The following is a 20,464-nucleotide window of genomic DNA, read 5'->3' on the forward strand; positions in this document are numbered from 1 at the left end:
ACCTCGATCGGATCGCCGAGGGGGGTCCCCGTCCCATGCGTCTCCACATAACCCACGTCCGACGGCGATACGCCCGCATGGGCGAGCGCCCGGCGGACCACCGCCTCCTGGGAGGGACCGTTGGGCGCCGTCAAGCCATTGCTGCGCCCGTCCTGGTTGATGGCCGACCCTCGAATCACGGCCAGGATGGAGTCGCCGTCCCGCTGCGCGTCCGCGAGCCGCTTCAGCACCAGGACGCCACAACCCTCGCTGCGCACGAAGCCGTCAGCGTCGGCGGAGAAGGTGTGGCAACGCCCCGTCGGCGACAGCGCCCGCATTCCGCTGAGGCACACGGTGAACTCGGGCGACAGGATCAGGTTCACCCCACCGGCGAGCGCCATCGAGCACTCGCCAGCGCGGAGCGCCTGACACGCCAGGTGCACTGCCACGAGCGACGACGAGCACGCCGTGTCCACCGGCATGTTCGGCCCCTTGAGCCCGAGCCAATACGACAGGCGACCCACGCTCGTGCTGTGCGCAGTCCCCAGCAGCGAATGGCTGTCCAGGCCCGCACGGCGGGTGAGCGCCATCATCTGGTACTCGTTGCTGCAGATCCCCATGTACACGCCGGTATCGCTGCCGAGGAGCCGCTCCGGCGTCTGGCCGGCCCGCTCCAGCGCCTCCCAGCTCACCTCCAGGAGCAGCCTCTGCTGGGGATCGATCCCGACCGCTTCCCGCGGCGAGATCTCGAAGAAGCCCGGATCGAATCGATCCACCTCGTCCAGAAAGCCGCCCCACCGGGTCATCATCTTCCCTGGCGCGTCCGGATTGGGATCGTAATAGGCATCGACGTTCCAGCGATCTGCGGGCACCTCCCGGACCGCATCCACGCCCTCGTCGAGGAGCCGCCAGAAGCCCTCTGGATCGCGCACGCCCCCGGGATACCGGCAGCCGATGCCCACGATCGCGATGGGCTCGTCCTGCGCAGGCGCGGACATGGTCACCCCTGCATTCGAAGCCGCAGCGAGCTTCATCTGCTCGAGCAGGTGACGGGCGAGTGCTGCCACGGTCGGGTAATCGAACGCCAACGTCGCCGGCAGCACGCTGCCCATTTGCGCCGCGAGTGCATTGCGCAACTCCACCGCCATTACGGAGTCGAGCCCGAACTCCTTGAAGGGGCGGTGGATGCTCAGCTCGCCCGGAGATCGAAGGGACAGCACCTTCGCGACCTCGAGCCGCACGACCCGCTCCATTTCCTCCACGCGCGCCGCCGGTGCGAGCGCGGCGAGGCGTGCGATCCAGCCGGCCGAGACCGGCATGAGGGGGCGCGCGGCCCGCGACGGCAGGAGCGCTCGCCAGAGCGGCGGCACGGTGGCCCCGAGCGTCTGCCGCAGGGACCGCAGATCCAGCCGCAGGGCGCCAAGATGCGCCTCCGGTCGCGAGAGAGCCTGCCCGAGGAGCGCGGTCCCCTCGACCGGAAGGATCGCGCCGGCGCCCTGCCGCGTCAGGCGCGCGCGCTGGGCTTGGTTGAGCTTCTCGAACATGCCGCCTTCGGCCCACATGCCCCAGCTCAAGCTCAGCGCAGGCAGCCCCTCGGCCCGCCGCTCGGCGGCGAGCGCGTCGAGGAACGCGTTGGCCGACGCATAGGCTCCGTGCCCCGCGGGCCCCAGCAGCGAGGACATCGAGGAAAACATCACGAAGAAATCGAGCGGCAGCGCGCGCGTCTCCACGTGCAGGTTCCACGCGCCCCGCACCTTCGGCGACAGCACCGTCGCGAAGCGGGCCGCGGTCTGCTCCCGCAGCACACCGTCGTCCAGGGCTGCCGCCGCATGGATCACGCCGCGGAGGGGTAGTTCGGGCGGCATTGCGCCGAGCAGCGCCCGCACCGCAGATGCGTCGCATACGTCCACCTGCGCCACCGATACACGCGCGCCAGCGGCCCGCAGCGCCTCCACCGCGGCCAGGCGCTCTCCCTCCGGCGCACTCCGGCCCACGAGCAGGATATGCCCGACGTGGTGCTCCTCCCAAAGCCACCTCGCCACGTGCAGCCCCAGGGCCCCAAGCCCGCCCGTGATCAGCGCCGTCCCGTCTCTTGTTAGGGAAAGGGCCTCCGCGCGCGTGCGCTCCGCGGAAGCATGGACGAGCCGCGCCGCATGGCGCCTGCCCGCGCGCCACGCGACCTGGCTCTCCCCATCGGTCGCCTGGATCTCCTGCCACAACGAATCGAGCGCATCCGCCGCGCCGGGCTCCACATCCATCAGCGTGCACCCGAGCTCCGGGTGCTCCTGCATCACCACCCGCCCGAGCCCCCAGAGCGGCGCCTCGGCGATCGCAACCGGCTCTCCCGCGCGCACGGCCTGTGCGCCCTCGGTCACCCAAAGCAGACGAGGCGCATCCGGCGCCCTACGCGAAAGAAGCGCTTGAACGAGCGCGAGCCCCGCCCCAGCGAGCGCCTCGACCCGATCCGCAGGTGCGCCCACGGGCTCCGCTGCGCGCCCCGTCCCCCACAGGCCGATGACCCCTTCCAGCGGAGCGCCCGCCGCATCGATAGCGGTGAGCGCGGCGCCGAGATCCCCGGGAGCCATGGTGACGCAGCGCGCTCCCGCCGCCTCGAGCCGCGCCGAGAGCCCCGCCGAAAGCGCAGAGCCCATCGTGAGCACGAGCCACGCTCCCGCTGGCGCCTTCCCGGGGCTCGCCGGTGTCACGTCCTGCCACGTGAGCTCGACCAGCGAGGCCTTCGACGCCGCCTCCTCCGTGCGCCTCGATGCGTTGACGTCCGCGCGCTTGAGCCTCACCCCGTTGAGCTCCGCGAGCACCTCGCCGCGCTCGTCCATCACCGTGACGTCGCCCGACAAAAGGTCCGCGTCCACGCCCGCCGCGCTCGTTCTCCGCGCGTGCACCCAGGCCGCCGCCGCCCCCTCCTGCCATAGAATGAATTCGCCCACCTCGAAGGGCATGAAGACGTCGGCGCCAGCCCCAGCGCCGAGGCCCAGCGCCGCGCTCAGGGTTTGGAGTGCCGCATCGAGCAGCGCCGGGTGCATGCCATGCGCTTCTGCCTCGGCGCTCACCTCCGCCGGCACGACGGCCCGCGATACAGCCTCGCCGTCGCCCCGCCCGAGCTCTGTGATCCCCTGGAAGACCGGCCCGCACACGAGCCCCGCGTCGCGCCACGCCGCATACAGCTCGGCCACCGGGACTGGATTGCAGCATCGCGCACGCACCGAGGAGAGATCCACCGCCGCGCGTGCAGCCCCGCCGGACAGCCGCCGAACGAGCCCCGACGCATGTGCTGTCCACCCCTCGTCCGGCGACGCGCCACTCGGCTGGCTGTAGACCTTCGCCGTCATGCCCTCCGCGCTCGCCTCCGAGAGCACCACTTGCACGCGACGCGCATCGGTTTCCGGCAGCAGGAGCGGTGTGTGCAGTACGAGCGCCTCGATCCGGGAGGGCTCCGCCCCTGCGTGCGCCGCCGCGTACACGAGCTCCAGCACAGCCGCCGCCGGCACCACCACGCGGCCAAGCACGCGATGATCCGCGAGGTAGGGCGTCGTCACGATGCCCAGCACCGCCTCGAAGACCGCGCCAGCCCCCGCCATCGGCACGCGAGCTCCCAGCAGCGGATGGCCTGTCGCTGTCGCTCCCCGTAGCGCACGCCCAGCCGCGACCCAGTACCGGTTTCGCTGCCAGGGGTATGTCGGAAGCGGCAAGCATTGCCCACCCGCCGGATGGAGCCGCTCCCAGCTCACCGGATAACCATGGGCATGGAGCGCCCCGAGCGACGATAGCAGGGCGCCTCGCTCCTCCTGCTCGCGCCGGAGCGACGCGCGCGCGACACCGCCGCGCCCCCCTTCCTGCAATCCGTCTTCGATGGCTGGCAGCAGGACCGGGTGAGGGCTCACCTCGACGAACAGCGTGTGACCCTCGCCGATCAAGCGCTGCGTGACCTGCGAGAACAGCACCGGCGCGCGCAGGTTGTCGACCCAGTACGCCGGCCCGAGCTCCGCCCCGTCCACCATTCCGGCCGTTACGGTCGAGCACATCGGCACCACGGCGGCGCGCGGCGTGAGGTCCGAGAGCGCCGTGAGCAGCTCTTCCCGCAGCGGGTCCATTTGCGGGCTGTGCGAGGCGACGTCCACCTTCACCCTCCGGCAGAACACGTTGCGCTCCGTGAGCCGGCCGATGACCTCCTCCAGCGCCGCCGGATCGCCGGACAGGACCGTCGACCTCGGGCTGTTGCTCACGGCCACGGACAGCCTGTCCTCGAAGCCGCGGAGCTCTTCCTCGGCCTCGCGGATCGACAGCTCCACCTGCGCCATCGCCCCGTGGCCGCTCACCCGGCGGAGAAGTCGGCTGCGGCGGCAGATGATCTGCGCTGCGTCCGCGAGGCAGAGCACCCCGGCGACGTGCGCGGCGGCCACCTCGCCCATGCTGTGCCCCACCACCACGTCCGGCTCCACGCCCCACGATCGCCAGAGCGCCGAGAGGGCCACTCCAACGGCGAACAGCGTCGGCTGCACGACGTCGATTTGCGCGAGCCGCGAGAGGGCCGCCTCGGCGTGGAGCTCTTCGATGATCGAGAACCCGGATTCCCGTGCAATCGCGTGGTCGCACGCCTCCAGTGCGGCGCGGAAGACCGGCTCTTGCTTGAAGAGCTCGCGCCCCATGCCGAGCCATTGTGATCCCTGACCGGGATAAACGAACACGAGCTTTGGCCGATCCCCGGGCTTCACCTCGCCCCGCACCACGCCCGCGCCGGCCTCGCCGCGCGCAAAGCCCTCGAGCGACGCACGGAACTCCTCCCGGGTCCGGCACACCACCGCGAGCCGATGCGCATGGTGGGCACGCCGGACGCTTGCCGTGTAGGCGATATCGTCGAGGCGGGCTGCCGTGCCTGCTCCGTCCAGGAAATGCACGTAATCGTCGGCCAGCGCCGCGAGCGCCTCGGGGCTCTTCGCCGAGAGGGGGACGACCGTGGACGCGGCGGGCTCGGGCGCCGGCGTGGCACCACGAGGGGCCTCCTCCAGCACCACATGGGCGTTGGTCCCGCTGATGCCGAACGAGCTCACCGCCGCGATCCTCGGCGCCCCGTTCCTGGGCCATGGCATCGCCTCGACGGCGACCCTGAGCGGCAGGTGCTCCCAGGCGACGTGCGGGTTCGGCGCTGCGAAATGGAGCGACCTCGGGATGCATTGCTGCCCGAGCGCGAGCACCGCCTTGATGAGCCCCGCCACCCCCGCGGCGGCTTCCGTGTGGCCGATATTCGACTTCACGGAGCCGATCACGAGGGGCTGATCCGCTGGCCTCCCCTCACCCAGCACCACGCCGAGCGCCTGCACCTCGATCGGGTCGCCCAGCGGCGTGCCCGTCCCGTGCGCCTCCACGTACCCGACCGCCGCGGGCGCCACGCCCGCCTGCTGGAGCGCGCGGCGGATCACCGCCTCCTGCGAGGGGCCATTGGGCGCCGTCAAGCCATTGCTTCGCCCGTCCTGATTGACGGCCGTGCCTCGGAGCACCGCCAGGATCGGATCGCCGTCCCGCTCCGCGTCCGAGAGCCTCTTCAGCACGACGACGCCGCACCCCTCGCCGCGCACATAACCATCCGCGTCCGCCGAGAAGGTGCGACAGCGACCCGTGGGCGACATCGCCCGCACTCTGCTGAAATAGACCGTGGTCTCGGGGGACAGGGTCAGGTTGACGCCGCCGGCGAGCGCCATCGAGCACTCACCCGCGCGGAGCGCCTGACACGCCAGGTGCACTGCCACCAGCGACGACGAGCACGCCGTGTCCACCGGCACGTTCGGCCCTTTGAGCCCAAGCCAGTACGACAGGCGACCTACCGTCGTGCTATGCGCCGTCCCCAGCAGCGAATACGCATCTATCGTCTCGGGCTGCGATAGCGCCATCGTCTGGTATTCGTTGCTGCATATACCCATGTACACGCCCGTGTCGCTTCCCAGCAGCCGCGACGGCGTTTGCCCTGCTCGCTCCAGCGCCTCCCAGCTCACCTCCAGCAGCAGCCTCTGCTGCGGATCTATGCTCGCTGCTTCCCGCGGCGAGATCTCGAAGAACCCCGGGTCGAAGCCATCCACTCCGTCGAGAAACCCGCCCCACCGCGTCGTCATCTTCCCCGGCGCGTCAGGATCTGGATCGTAGTACGCCTCAATGTCCCAACGCTCTTTGGGCACCTCGCCGATCGCATCCACGCCCTCTTCCAGCAACCGCCAGAAGCTATCGAGATCCTTCACGCCTCCTGGATATCGGCATCCGATACCCACGATCGCTATCGGCTCCTCCGCCGGCACCGCCACCGCTGCGGGCACCGCTGCGCTTTTGCTCTCCGCCGGCTGGAGCTGCCCAAGCAGATACCGCGCAAGTGCCTCCACCGTCGGGTGATCGAACACCAGCGTCGCCGGCAGCGTCCTGCCCACACGCGCGGCGAGCGCGTTGCGCAGCTCCACCGCCATCATCGAGTCGAGCCCCAGCTCCCTCAGCGGGCGCTCCGAAGGCACGTCACTCGGCGCTCCCAGCGCCAGTACCTTCGCAATCTCGGCACGGACCGATGCTGCCATCTCCCCGAGCCGCGCCTCCGGCGCAAGCCCGAGGAGGGACGCGGCCCACCCCTTCGCCGAGGGCGCTCGCCCTGCCCGCTGCCCGACCAGACCGCGCCACACCGGCGGCACCGCGCCTGCAAACGATTGCCGCAGCACCCGCAGATCCACCGGCAATACGCACAGCTGCGCCTCGGGACGCGACAACGCTTGCTCCAGCAGCCGGAGGCCCTCCTTGGGCAATATCGTACCCATTCCCTGCCGCGCGAGCCGGCTACGCTGCACCTCGTCCAGCGCCTCCGCCATGCCTCCCTCGGCCCACGCTCCCCAGTTCACGCTGAGCCCCGGCTGCCCCGAGGCACGCCGCTGCGCCGCAAGCGCGTCCAGGAACGCATTGGCTGCCGCGTAGTTGCTCTGTCCCGCTGAGCCCAGCACCGACGTCGCAGACGAAAAGAGCACGAAAAATTCGACCGGCTGCGTCCGTGTCTCGACGTGGAGGTTCCACGCGCCACGCACCTTCGGAGCGAGCACTCGCTCGAAGCGCTCCGGGCTCTGCTGCATCAAAATGCCATCGTCCAGAGCACCCGCCGCGTGGATCACCCCGCGAAGCGGAACCTCGGGCGGCACCGCATCGAGCAGCGCCCGCACCGCCGATGCATCGGACACGTCCGCTTGTGCGACCGTGACACGCGCACCCGCCGCACGCAGCGCCTCCACCGCGGCCAGGCGCTCTCCCTCCGGCGCACGCCGGCCCACGAGCAACAGATGCCCGACGCGGTGCTCCTCCCAGAGCCACCTCGCAACGTGCAGCCCCAATGCGCCAAGCCCACCTGTGATCAGCACCGTCCCTGCGTCCGTCATGGGACGCGCCACCTCGTGCCCGCGATCCGCCGCCGCCTTGATCAGCCGCGCCACGTGGCGCTTCCCTGCGCGCCATGCGACCTGGTTCTCCCCGTCGGTCGCCTTGATCTCCTGCCACAGCGAATCGAGCGCATGCGCCGCGCCGGGCTCCACGTCAATCAGCGAGCACCCGAGCTCCGGGTGCTCCTGCATCACCACCCGCCCGAGCCCCCAAAGCGGCGCCTCGGAAATGGCCACCGACTCGCCCGCGCGTACGGCCTGCGCGCCCTCGGTCACCCACAGGAGGCGCGGTGCACGCGCCGCCTCGCGCGCCACGAGCGCCTGCGCCACGAGGAGCCCGGCCGTCGCGAGCGCCTCCGCCGAGCCTGCGGTCGCCCCTTTCTCCGCCCGATGCGCCCCCCACAGGCACACCACGCCCTCCAATGGATCGCCCGCGGCTTTGATCTCCGCCAGTGCAACCCCTAGCCCCTCCGCCGTAGGCCGGACGCCTTCCCCCAGAGCCACCGTGACACACCGCGCCCCGGCCGATTGGAGCTGCGCCGATAGCCCCGATTCCAGCGACGAGCCCGCGCTCAGCACGAGCCACGTGCCCGACGGCGCCTGCGTGACGCTCGCCGACGTGACCTCCTGCCAGGACAGCCGATAGAGCCAGCCCGACGGCGCCTTCCCATGCGCCCGGTGCAGCGTCGCAATCTCGGCGCGCTTCATGCGCACGCCGGTCATCTCGGCGAGCACGCCGCCGCGCTCGTCCAGCACCGTGATGTCGCCCGAGACGATCTCCCCGTGCGCGCCCGGCACGGTCTCCGTGCGGGCATTCACCCACGCGGCCGTCGCCCCCGGATGCCACACGGTGAAGCCCTCGACCTCGAAGGGCATGTAGACATATTCGGCCGACTCCAGACGCAGCGCCACGCCGAGCGTTTGCAGCGCCGCATCGAGGAGCGCCGGGTGCACGCCGTACGCCTCGCCGTCGTCGCCGGCCTCCGCGGGCAGTGAAACCCGGGAGACGGCTTCGTTCTCGCCGCACCAGAGATCCACCATCCCCTGGAAAGCGGGGCCGTAATCATGCCGCACCGCGCGCCACTGCGCGTAAAGCTCCGCCACCGCCACCGCCGTGCGACAACGCCTCCGCGCCGCCGCGAGATCGATCGCCGGAGGCTCCGCCTCCTCGAGGCACGGCTGTACCCGCCCGATTGCGTGCTCGGTCCACGGATCGCCTGCAAGCGCGGCCCCGGGCTGGCTGTATATCGCCACCCCCAGGCCCTCCGGTCCCTCCGACAGCACCACCTGCACCCGCCGCTCCCCCGCCTCCGGCAGCACCATCGGCGTTTGCAGCACCATCTCCTTCACCCGGTGCTGCCCCGGGCCCCCATGCGCTGCCGCCGCTGCGTGCGCAAGCTCCAGGAACGCTGTCCCCGGCATTACCGCTTGCTCGAAGATCTGGTGATCCGCGAGATACGGCGTCGCTTGGACACCCAGCGAGCTATCGAATACCGCTCCCGCACCGGCGACGGGCAAACGCTCCCCGAGCAGCGGGTGTCCCGACGCCTCCGCGCGCCGCGTACCACGCCCAGCATCCATCCAGTATCGCTGCCTCTGCCACGGATACGTCGGCAGCAACACGCATTGCCCTCCCTCGGGATAATGCCGCTGCCATTCCACGGGATACCCTCCCGCGTACAGCGCTCCCAGCGATAGCAGCATCGTCCGCTGCTCGTCACGCTCTCGCCGCAGCGACCCCACGACCTGGCCGCTCTCCCCGCTCGCCGCGAGGCATTGCTCCAGGTTGCTCGACAGGACCGGGTGCGGGCCGACCTCCACGAAGACGCGGTCCCCATCTCGTACGGCAGAGCGGATCGCCTGCGCGAACTGGACAGGCTCCCGCAGGTTTTTCCCCCAATAACCGGCGCCGAGGTCCTCACCCTTGATCTGCTCGCCCGTGACGGTGCTGTACATCCTCCGGGCCGCGCGCCCCACCGCCACGCGCCCAAGCTCCTGCACCAGCGCACCCTCGAACGGCGCCATCACCGGGCTGTGAAATGCGTAATTCACCCGCAGCATCCGGCAATCTACGCCCTGGCCTTGCAGGCGCTCCAAAACCTCGGAGAGCGCTGACGCCTCTCCCGCGAGCACCACAGAACCCGGGTCGTTCACCGCTGCAATCGCGAGCCGGCTCGCCATCCCCTCCAAGGCCGCACGCGCAGCTTCCTCGGGGAGCGCCACCGAAGCCATCTTCCCCAGCCCCGTCGCACCCTGCATCACACGTCCACGGATGCACACCAAACGCACCGCTTCGTCGAGGCTCAGCGCCCCGGCCGCGTGCGCCGCCGCTACCTCGCCGACGCTATGGCCAAGCACCGCGTCCGGCTCCACGCCCCACGACCCCCACAGCGCCGTCAGTCCAACCTGGAGCGCGAACAGCACCGGCTGCACCACCTCGGTCTCGTGCAGCCGCGAGCTCTCTTCCGGCGCCTCCAGCGCCGCCAGCACAGAGAAGCCCCCGTGCTTTTTGACCAGCGGCTCGCACTGCTCGAGCGCCGCACGGAACACGGGCTCCGCCTCCAGCAGCCGGCGGCCCATCCCCACCCATTGCGACCCCTGACCGGAATAGACGAACACCACCTTCGGCCGCGCGTCGGGCTTCGCCTCGCCACGCGCCGCCCACGGGCTCGCCTCGCCACGCGCCACCGCAGCCAGCGACGTGAGCAGCTCCTCCCGTGAGCCTCCCACCACCGCAAGACGGTGCTCGAAATGCCTGCGCCGCACACTCGCCGTATACGCAATGTCTTGAAGGGACGCCGCGCACTCTCCGGACAGGTAGCCTCGGTAGGCGTCGACGAGCGCGGCGAGCGCTTCGGGGCTGCGCGCGGACAGCGGCAACACCCGGCTCGACACCTCCACAGGAGCCGCCGCCACGGCGCCCATCGGTGCCTCCTCCACCACCACGTGCGCGTTGGTGCCTCCGATGCCGAACGAGCTCACGCCCGCGCGGCGAGGGGTCGCGCCACGCTTCCACTCCTTGAGCGCAGCATTGACGTAGAAGGGGCTGTTCGCGAAATCGATCGCCGGATTGGGCGTCTCGAAGTTCAGGCTAGGCGGCAGCTCCCCGTGGCGAAGGGCCAGGACCGTCTTGATCAGGCCCGCGACACCGGCTGCCGACTCCAGGTGCCCGAAGTTGCTCTTGATCGATCCGATGGCGCAAAACTGCTTCGCCGAAGTGCCAGCGCGAAACACCCGACTGAGCGCCGCGATCTCGATGGGATCCCCGAGCGGCGTCCCCGTCCCGTGCGCCTCGACGTACTGGATGCTCCGGGCCTCGACCCCCGCGAGCCCGAGCGCCTCGGCGATCACCTGCGCCTGGCCCACTTCGCTCGGCGCGGTGTAACCGACCTTGAGCGAGCCGTCGTTGTTGATCGCGGATCCACGAATGACGGCGTGGATCATGTCGCCGTCGGCAATCGCGTCGTCCAGCCGCTTGAGGAGGACGATACCGGCGCCGTTGCCCGCGATCGTGCCCCGCGCCTTCGCGTCGAACGTCCGGCAATGGCCGTCGGGGGCGAGGATGAACCCCTCCTCGTATCGATATCCGGCGTGCTGCGGGAGCCGAACGGTGATCCCGCCCGCCAGGGCCATATCGCATTCGCGATCCAGCAAGCTCTGGCATGCCAGATGGACCGCCACCAGGGACGTCGAGCACGCGGTCTGGACGCTGATGCTCGGACCCCGGAGGTTCAATCGATAGGAGGTCAGGGTCGCCAGGTAGTCCTTGTCATTGCCGATCATCTCCTGGAAGCCGACAGCACCCTTCGCAATGAATCCGCTGGTCGTCAGGAAATGCGAGAGCAAATAGGTACTCACGCTGGCGCCGGCATACACCCCGATGGCGCCTTCGTACGCGAAAGGATCGTAGCCGGCACCCTCGAGCGCTTCCCATGCGCACTCCATGAAGATGCGATGCTGCGGATCCATCGTCGCCGCTTCGCGCGCGCTGACCCCGAAAAAGGATGCATCGTATCGATCGACATCCTGCAGGATCGCGCCGGCCCGCACATAACTTGGATCCTGCATCAACGTGCGATCGACCCCCGACGCCTGAAGCTGCTCCTCCGAGAAGAAGGAGATGGACTCCACGCCGTTCCGGAGATTCCTCCAGAGCTCGTCGACGTTCCTCGCGCCCGGGAACCTCCCGGCCATGCCGATGATGGCAATCGCGTCGGACAGCTCCTCCGGCTCACGCTCACTCATACGCACGTTCCTCTATCGAACACGGATTCCGCATGCACCCATCGACCGGCACGCTCGTTATCGACGCCCTCGGGCTTTCCTTCGGGCCTCTGCACGGGAGAGCGCCTTGTCGAGGGGCACCTCCTCGCTCCCGCCCTTCTGCAGGCGGGCCGCGAGGGCACTAATCGTCGCGTAGCGGAACAGCTCGACGACCGCGAAGTCCTTGGTGATGCTGTCCTTGATGCGACTCGCTATCCGGACCATCAGGATCGAGTTGATCCCCAGCTCGAAAAAGCTCTGGTGGATCCCGACTTTCTGGAGCCCGCTCACGTCCATCACGATGGCCGCGAGGCTCGCCTCCATCGCGTCCCGCGGCGCCACGAGCTCCGCCTCGGAAGAGACCGGCATGGCAATGAGCTGCAGCGCTTTTCGATCGACCTTGCCGTTGGCCGTCAAGGGCAGCGCGTCGAGCAGCATGAAACCCGCCGGGATCATGTATGCCGGCAATTTCGCGCGCAGAAAATCACGAAGCGCCGCGTCGAAGCTCCCCCTGCGCGCGGCGTCGGCGTCGCTCGGCACGACATAGCCTATCAGTTGCTTGCCGCCGCCGTGCGCCCCCTTTGCCACCACCGCAGCGGCGGTGACGCCCGGGTGCTGGACCAGCGCGGCCTCGATCTCGCCGAGCTCGATCCGGTGTCCACCGACCTTCACCTGGTCGTCGTCTCGCCCCAGGAATTCGATGTTACCATCCCGCAGGTATCGGCCCATATCACCGGTCCGATAGAGCTGCTCTCCCGTCCGTGGATGGCGAAGGAAGCTCTCTCTCGTCTTCTGCTCGTCCCGCCAGTAGCCCTTGGCCAGCCCGATTCCGCCGATGTAGAGATGGCCCGGGACCCATACGGGACACGCATCGAGCGCCTCGTCCAGCACGTGGAAGGTCTGATTCACCATCGGCCGGCCATAGGGAATGCTCTTCCACGTGGGATCGACGTGGTCGATCGGGTACAGGATCGACCAGATCGACGCCTCGGTGGCGCCGCCGAGGCTCATGACCTGAACCTTTCGCGCCTCCCGCGCGTCGTCGCCGACCAGCGCCGCGATGCGGCCCGGCAGCGTGACGGGAATCCAATCGCCGCTCATGAGGACCAGACGCAGCCGATCCGGCGTGGCCTCCGGCCGGCCGGTCGCGTGCTCCACCAGCATCTCCATCAGCGTCGGCACGGAGTTCCAGAGGGTGACGCCCTCGCGGACGACGAGCTCCGCCCAATGCTCTGGATCCAGCCTGCGCTCCTGGTCCGGGAGCACGATCGTCCCGCCCGCCGCGAGCAGACCGAAGATATCGTACACCGACAGATCGAAGCTCAACGAGGACACCGCGAGCACGCGATCTTCGTGGCCGACGCCGAAACGACGATTGATGTCGAGGATCGTGTTGACCGCGCCGCGATGATCGATGACGACGCCTTTCGGCGAGCCGGTCGATCCGGACGTGTAGATCACATAGGCCAGATCCTCGGGTACCTGCACCGGCGAAAGGGGACCGTCCTCGAAGCCGGACCACGTCGTCTCGTCGTCGACGCAGAGCCGCGTGACCGCGTCGGGCCATTGCAGCCCGTCGTTCACCTTGGATTGGGTGAGGACCAGCTCGACCTGACCGTGTGCGATCAGATAATTCCGTCGCTCCTCTGGGAGCGCCGCGTCGATGGGTAGATACGCGGCGCCGGACGCGACGATGCCGAGCACCGCGGCCACCTGCTCCCAGCCTTTCTCCATCACCACGCCGACCAGCTTCCCCGGGGCTGCCCCCTCCTTTCGCAGGCGGCGCCCAATGCGACAGACCAGGCGGTCGAGCTCACCGTACGTCATTCGCCTCTCCGGCGAAACGATGGCGAGATGCGTCGGGCGGGCCTCTGCCTGCGAGGTGAACAGGGTGTGGAGCAGCTCGGTCGAGGTCGGCTCCTGTGTGAGGTTGGCCCGGCGGCGGGGCTCGAGGTGCTCCTCGCGCAGAAGCAGGGGCGCCGTCACGGGCTCCTGCCACGCGGCGTCGTCCGAGGCCAGCCGTTCCAGGAGGCGGGCGTAGGCGTCGAACATATCGGCGACCATTCCCTCGGGGAACATCGCATCGATCGCGTCCCAGTGGAAACACAGCTCGCCGTCATGCTCGTAGGTCTGGTGATCCAGCCAAACTTGCGGCGTCTGGGTGACCGCGTAAACGCTCTTTCCGAGCCAGCCCATTCGCCAGTTCTCGGCGCAGGGCAGCCCGAGGAGGCTCGTGAACACGATGGGCATCAGGTCGAGATCCATCCGCCCGCGGGCCCGCGTGACCTCCCGCATGACCCGCACGCCACCGACGTGGGAGTGATTCATGTCCTCCAGCAGCCGCGCCTGGAGGTGCTGTGCGCGCGCCGCAAACCCGCCCGGAGGGGCGTCACACGTGAGCAGGAGTGTCGACGTGAAGTCTCCAATGAGATCGTTGACCTCCGCATGGAGGGGCAACCTGCGGAACATCGTCAGGGTGATGCTGAAGCGTTGGCGCCGGCTCCAGATCCGGAGCACCTCCGAAAAGGCGGCGGCGAGCATCCCTGTCGGCGTCATTCCCAGCTCCGCGGCCCGGCCCTTCAGGCGTCGCCAGGCGTCCGCAGCGAGCGTGCCCGCGTGGCGGAGGACCTCGGGCTGTCCAGCGGCCGGCACCGGTCCGAGTGGCAATTCGGGGGCCGTCGGGAAGTCGACCACACGACGGAACCAGTAGGACTCCGCCGCCCGTACCTGATCCGAGCCCTGGAGCCCCGCCTCGGCGACCACATAATCCCGAAACGAAAGCCCCGGCCTGACCCAGGGCGTGGAGGAATCGCGGTAAAGGTGTCGCCACTCCTCGATGAGCCGGAGGAGGCTCGCGGCGTCCACGAGGAAGAGATCGATGCTGAAATAGATCCTCGTGTGGCGCTCGTCGAGGCGAATCGCCCGGATGTCGAACAGCGGCCACACCTCGAGATTGTAGACCCGGTGGGACATCGACCGGCGTGTCTCTTCGAGCATGGCAAGGACCGCTTCCGGAGGCTGCCCTCGCAGATCGAGCGTCTCGATCCCGTAGGTGGGCACCGCCTCGAGGAAATGCTGCCTGCCATCGGGGAGCACGACCGTCCGGAGCACGTCATGGCGGTCGATGAGCTGCCGCCAGGCGGCCGCCAGGCAATCGATATCGAGATCGGCGGCGTCGACCTCCGAATAGAAATGACACCCGACGTTCCCGCCCGCGGTGGGTACGAGCCGGCCCAGCAGATAGGCCTGCTGAATCTCGGTGAGCGGGAAAGGGAGGTGTCGCTCGGCCGGAGCCGGCACGAGCTGGGACGCGGAGCCGTGCTCGGATCGGCGCAAAAGCGCCAGGATCTCCTGCTTGTGCTCCACGATTCGATCGCGGAGCGTGGCGTCCAGTGTCCCTCGCGGGGCTCGAATTTGAAGCTGCTCTGCCTCGACCGAGAGCTTGACGCCGAGCCGCGCAAGATCGGTCAGTAGCTGGACCGCGCTCATACCGTGACGATCTCCCACTCCTCACCCGTGCTTGATTCCCCGACCGTGTCGCGCACCGCGCTCACCAGGCTCTCCGATGTCAACTGCTCCAGGAGATAGGAGCTGATCCGGCGGACATCCCCCTTCTGGAGGACGAGCATGGTCGGCACCGCAATCCCCAGGGTGGCTTCGATGCGGTTCCTCATGATCATGGCCATTAGCGAGTCGAGCCCCAGCTTCCCGAGCGGCAGGAGGGGATCGATGTGCGCCGACTCGAGCTGCAGGACCTCCGCGAGCTGCGCCGAGAGAAACTCCTCGAGCAGCCGCCGGCGATCACCGGGAGCGGCTGCATGGAAGGTTTGTCGCAGGGAGGACGCGCTGCGCTGCGGCTTGTCCCTGCGCTCGTGCTCATTGCCGACATACGCATCGCTCGAGGGCTCTCCGGCGCCGTCCCTCCAAGCAGCCGCCGTGATCCAGTACGATCGGCGCTGCCACGGGTAGGCTGGGAGCGCCACGCACTTCGCGCTGTCGGGATAAAGCGGCGCGAGATCCACCGCGGCTCCCCTCGTGTACAGCGCCCCCATGACCCGGAGGAGGTGGCGCCGCGCCTCCTGCCCGCGCCGGATCGAAAACAGCACCTGTCCCTGCACCCGCTCCGCCGCGAGGCACCGCTCCAGGTGGGCGGCGAGCACCGGATGCGGGCCCACCTCCAGGAAAAGCCGATGTCCGTCACGGATGGCCGTTCGCATTGCGTCCGCGAGCTTGACCGGCTCCCGGATATTCCTCCCCCAGTACGCCGCGTCCAGGGCATCGCCCGGGACGCGCTCACCCGTCACCGTGCTGTACATCGTGCCGGCCGTCGATTGCACGGAGACCGCGCGCAGCGCGTGCACGAACTCCTCCCGCAGGGGATCCATCTGCGGGCTGTGGAACGCATAATCGACCCGGAGCTCCTGGCAGCGTAGCCCCTCGCCCGAGAGCCGGGCGAGCGCCTTCGAGAGCGCGGCGGTCTCCCCCGAGAGCACCACCGAGCCCGGGTCATTGACAGCGCCGATCGCGAGCCGCCCCTCGTACCTGGAAAGCATTTCGGCCGCCGCACCGGCCGTCATCTCCACGGCCGCCATTTTCCCGCGACCCGTGGCATGCTGCATCACCCGGCCGCGGCAACACACGAGGCGCACCGCCTCCGCGAGCTCGAGGGCGCCCGCGACGTGGGCTGCGGCCACCTCGCCGACGCTATGCCCGATCACCGCGTCGGGCCGCACGCCCCACGACGCGAACAGGGCGGCGAGCGCCACCTCTATCGCGAAAAGTGCCGGCTGCGCCACGGCCGTCTCCCCGAGCCGCGAAGCCGCCTCGGGCGCCAGGATCTCCTCGATCACCGAGAACCCCGCGTGCGGCCGCATGAGGGCGTCGCACTCCTCCATCACCCGCCGGAAAACCGACTCCTCGGCGAGCAGCGCCCTCCCCATCCCCGCCCATTGCGATCCCTGCCCCGGAAAGACGAACACCACCCCGGGCATGCCCCCGGGCTCGACCTTGCCCCGAACGACGCCGGCGTGCCATTCGCCGCGCGCCGCCGCCGAAAGCGTGGCGTGCATCTCCTCTCGCGTCCCGCCGATCACGGCCAGGCGGTGTTCGTGGTGGGTGCGGCGAAGGCCGGCCGTGCAACAGAGATCGGATATCGCGAGATCGGGCCGCTCGACGAGCCAGGATGAAAGGTCGCCCGCGCGTGCGCTCAGCGCGGCCTCGGACCGGGCGGAGAGCACGAGCAACTCCGCGCGCGGCTCGTCGGCCGCTGCCGCGCATGCAACATCGCCCTGGCCCTCTCCCGCGCGAAGCGCAGGGACTCCCTCGAGCACGACGTGGCAGTTGGTGCCTCCGAATCCGAAGGAACTCACGCCGGCCAGCGCCGGTGCATCGCCAACCGCCGGCCATGCCTCGACGGCGTCTTGCACCTTGAGGCGCAGCTCTCCGAAGGGGATATCTGGACTCGGCTCCCGGAAATGGAGGTTCGGCGGGATGAAGCGGTGCTTCAAGGCCAGCGCCGCTTTGATGAGGCCTGCGACCCCGGCTGCGGATTCGAGGTGACCGATGTTGGTCTTGGCCGAGCCTATCCGGAGCGGGCGCTCGGCCGGGCGACCCGCGCCGAATACGGCGCCGAGCGCGCTTGCCTCGATACGATCACCGAGAGCCGTCCCGGTGCCGTGGGCCTCGACGTAGCACACATCGGCAGGATTCACCCCTGCCCGCGCGTAGGCCTCCCGGAGCAGCGCCTCCTGAGCCTCGACGCTCGGCGCGAGCAGCCCGTCGCCGAATCCGTTGTTGTTCACCGCGCTGCCACGAATGACGCAATAGATCGGGTCGCCGTCCGCGAGCGCGAGGGAGAGCGGCTTGAGCACCACCACCCCGCCGCCTTCGCCGCGCACATAGCCGTCGGCGCGCGCATCGAACGCCTTCGAGCGGCCGTCGCGGGCCATGGTTCCGAGCTTGGACATGGCGATCGTGCTCTCGGGAGCGAGGATCAGATTCACGCCCCCGGCGAGGGCGAGCGTGGATTCGCCGCTGCTCAAGCTCTGGCACGCCATGTGGACGGCGACGAGGGACGACGAACTGGCGGTGCTGACCGCGATGCTGGGCCCCCGAAGGCCGAGCGAATACGAGATCCGGGCCGGGATGATGCTCAGGTCCTGCCCCGTGGCCGTATGCTGGAGGATGGCGTCGGGCCTCCCGCCCGCGATCCTGGCATAATCGCTCCACATCGCCCCGAAGAAAACGCCCGTCTGGGTCGCCGTGAGGGCATCCACCGGTACCCCTGCATCCTCCAGGGCCTCCCAGGAGAGCTCGAGCATGAGCCGCTGCTGGGGGTCCATCTCCGACGCCTCGCGCGGGGAGATCCCGAAGAACAGGGGATCGAACTGGTCCACCTGCTCGAGAAAGCCCCCCCAGCGCGTGTTCATCTTGCCGGGAGCGTGAACGTCGGCGTGATAGAATGCGTCGGCACTCCATCGTGCGCTCGGCGTCTCCGTGATCGCGTCCTCGCCCCTGCACAGCGTCTGCCAGAATGCGTCGGCACTCGGGCCCTTTGGGAGGCGACAGGCGAGACCGATGATCGCGATCGGCAGACTCCTCGACGGCACGCCGGGATCCCGTCGCTCACGTATCCATCGCATGTCTCGTTTCACCTCGACGAATTGACGCTTTGCTCGAATGCGATCATTTCGACCCCCGAGACGGACAGCTTGATCTCTTTGAATCCGCTCACGTCCACGAGGTCCTTCATCGCGTGGCTCAGGTAGATGTGCCCTGGAGTGCCCTTGTCCTGGGCCATCTTCGAGGCGATGTTCACCGGCTGGCCCGCGATATCCTTGCCACCCGTCGCCAGGTCGAAGATCATGAGGGTGCCCGCATCGATGCCGATGCGGCAAGAGACGTCCTGCCTCGTCAGATCCGCGCCGAATTCTCGCGCAAAGGCAAGGGCGGCGGAACCGGTATCGAAGACGTAGATGCCCAGCGGCCCGACCACCTTGATCTCGGTGCCATTGTGCTGCGAGAGGTGCCGCATGCCCACGTCCTTCATGAAGGCGGAGAGGGCCATGTTGCCGAGGAGATCGACCTCGTAAGACTCGTCGGGCTTGCTTTCCCGCTCGATGAGCACGACGACCTTGCTTTGCGTGTACCTCTGCAGTATCCGTGCGCCGAACGCGGCGTCGTGGAGCGCGGCGTCGTAGGTGATGAGCTCGCCGTAGAATTGCTCCGAGTAGGGGATCGGATATCTCTCCTTCGTGGGTACGACGCCGGAGAGGCGCGGCCCGTCCACGATACGGTACAGGCTGCCAACCACCATCGGCTCGTCCTCCCGCTTGACGGAGGTGAACGCGTGCGTCGGCGGTAGGAGGTCGAGAAAGGCCTGGGTGATGACGATTTCCCCGCCTGCGGTGTCATTTTCGGCGATCTCTTCAATGGCATCCGCCTCGGTGCCGTACAGGCCGCCGCTGATCGAATAGAATTCGCCGTAATGTGCGCCGAGGCCGATCTTGATCTGGCACCTCTCGTTGATCTCGTCCTGTATCGTCAGCAGCGCCGAGAGCAGGGTCTCCGCCGAGACGGCGGGAGGGTAGAACATCTGGGTGTTGTCCGCGGCCCAGATGCCGACCCCCTGCCCGCCGATCGCCGCACCGTAGCCGTATACGATTTCCTTCGGCTGGTTGAGGATCGCCAGAATCTCGATGAGGCTTTTTTGCCCCGAGAGCTTGGTCAGACCAGACGAGTCGGAGGAGACGCTATAACCCTTGACCTTGAAAGGCTCGAGCAGATTCTGGGCATCCTGTGGTCCCTGTTCACTGCTCAACCATCGCTCGACGAGTTTCACCGGCAAAGTGCCGGTGATGTCCTGCGCGACGTCGAAGAGGCTAGGCGAGTACTGCTCCCTTGTGGCTTTGAACCCCATGTTTTACCCTACACTTTGCTGCCCAACTGCTACTGGCCGCGGACTCACAGGTCAACACAAAACCGCCCGTCCTGGGCGAACATTTTGTTAAGTTGAAACCAGACACAACCAACGTGGATCTGCGCGATGAGGTGGATGACATTGCCGCGAGCCAATACGACCGCGTTTCCTAGTCCTCCGGTCACTTGGCCGATTTTCTCCAGGACCCGTTGCGTGTTGCCAGCATCAGTTGCGTACTGGAGGCATCAGAAAAAGAGTCGCCGTGGGTCCCGTTTGGGCTGGATTCCATGGATTGTGCTGCTCCTGCGACGGCGACTAGCAACATCTATGCCAGAAAACCAACGCGCTGCGTAGACCTCACCTTGGTGCGCAGTTCGATGGTGTTCACAGGATTTTCGGGTTTCCTTACGCGACTCGTCTGAGGTCGTCAGGCGCCGGAGCATCAATGCGATCATTGCGTGGACGGCGAGGAGCATCCTCATGATGTCGCCAAGCAGATGACGCTTCCGCCCGTTCATCTTTTCCCCGCGTCGAAGCCCGTTGGTTTTTTGACGCTTTGGCTATCGACGATGGCCGCGGTCGGCTCTGGCTCACGGCCGGCTTTCACGCGGATCATACGTCGGAGCCGGTCGTGGATACGTTCGTCCACCGCCGGCACCATTGATAGATAGAAAGCGGTGGGAAATCATGCGGGAGTTGTCTCTGCGAACAGCCGGTCCGCGTACAGTAACGAACGGCGTTCATGATCTCCCGCGGGTGGAACTTCGGTTCCTGGAGATGTAGGATCCAGATCGGAGGCGGAAGCAGCTCGGCGATGAGATACCCTTCGGCATCAGCCAGATCGGAAGGATAACCCTGGCGGGAAGGTCGCTCGTCGATGCCCATGGACACCGGG

At 68.3% G+C, this 20,464-nt stretch carries 5 protein-coding genes (1 of these 5 running past the window's edge); all 5 read right to left on the reverse strand.

What is annotated here, in order from left to right; translation table 11 throughout:
* On the reverse strand, nucleotides 1-11,633 hold the beginning of the coding sequence (locus QHF89_RS26735; RefSeq protein WP_136967724.1) for a type I polyketide synthase. It extends 11,905 nt beyond the left edge of the window; only the first 11,633 of its 23,538 coding nucleotides appear in the window; its start codon is at nucleotides 11,631-11,633; its stop codon lies off the left edge, out of view.
* Between the two features lie 57 nt (nucleotides 11,634-11,690).
* Nucleotides 11,691-15,140: a non-ribosomal peptide synthetase gene (locus QHF89_RS26740; protein ID WP_136967723.1), complete on the reverse strand. Its 3,450-nt coding sequence runs from the start codon at nucleotides 15,138-15,140 to the stop codon at nucleotides 11,691-11,693.
* Nucleotides 15,137-18,292 carry a type I polyketide synthase gene (locus QHF89_RS26745; RefSeq protein ID WP_284720967.1) on the reverse strand — a complete coding sequence of 1,052 codons (3,156 nt, stop codon included), beginning with the start codon at nucleotides 18,290-18,292 and terminating at the stop codon, nucleotides 15,137-15,139. Before QHF89_RS26745 ends, QHF89_RS26740 begins: the two co-directional genes overlap by 4 nt.
* Nucleotides 18,293-18,300: 8 nt before the next feature.
* A complete protein-coding gene (locus QHF89_RS26750) occupies nucleotides 18,301-19,569 on the reverse strand; it encodes a nucleotidyl cyclase domain-containing protein (protein ID WP_136967722.1) in 1,269 nt (422 codons plus the stop codon).
* Between the two features lie 612 nt (nucleotides 19,570-20,181).
* A complete protein-coding gene (locus QHF89_RS50225) occupies nucleotides 20,182-20,454 on the reverse strand; it encodes a transposase (protein WP_136967721.1) in 273 nt (90 codons plus the stop codon).
* Nucleotides 20,455-20,464: the final 10 nt, after the last annotated feature.

The sequence above is a fragment of the Polyangium sorediatum genome (genome assembly GCF_029946465.1).
GTDB classification, from domain to species: domain Bacteria; phylum Myxococcota_A; class Polyangia; order Polyangiales; family Polyangiaceae; genus Polyangium; species Polyangium fumosum.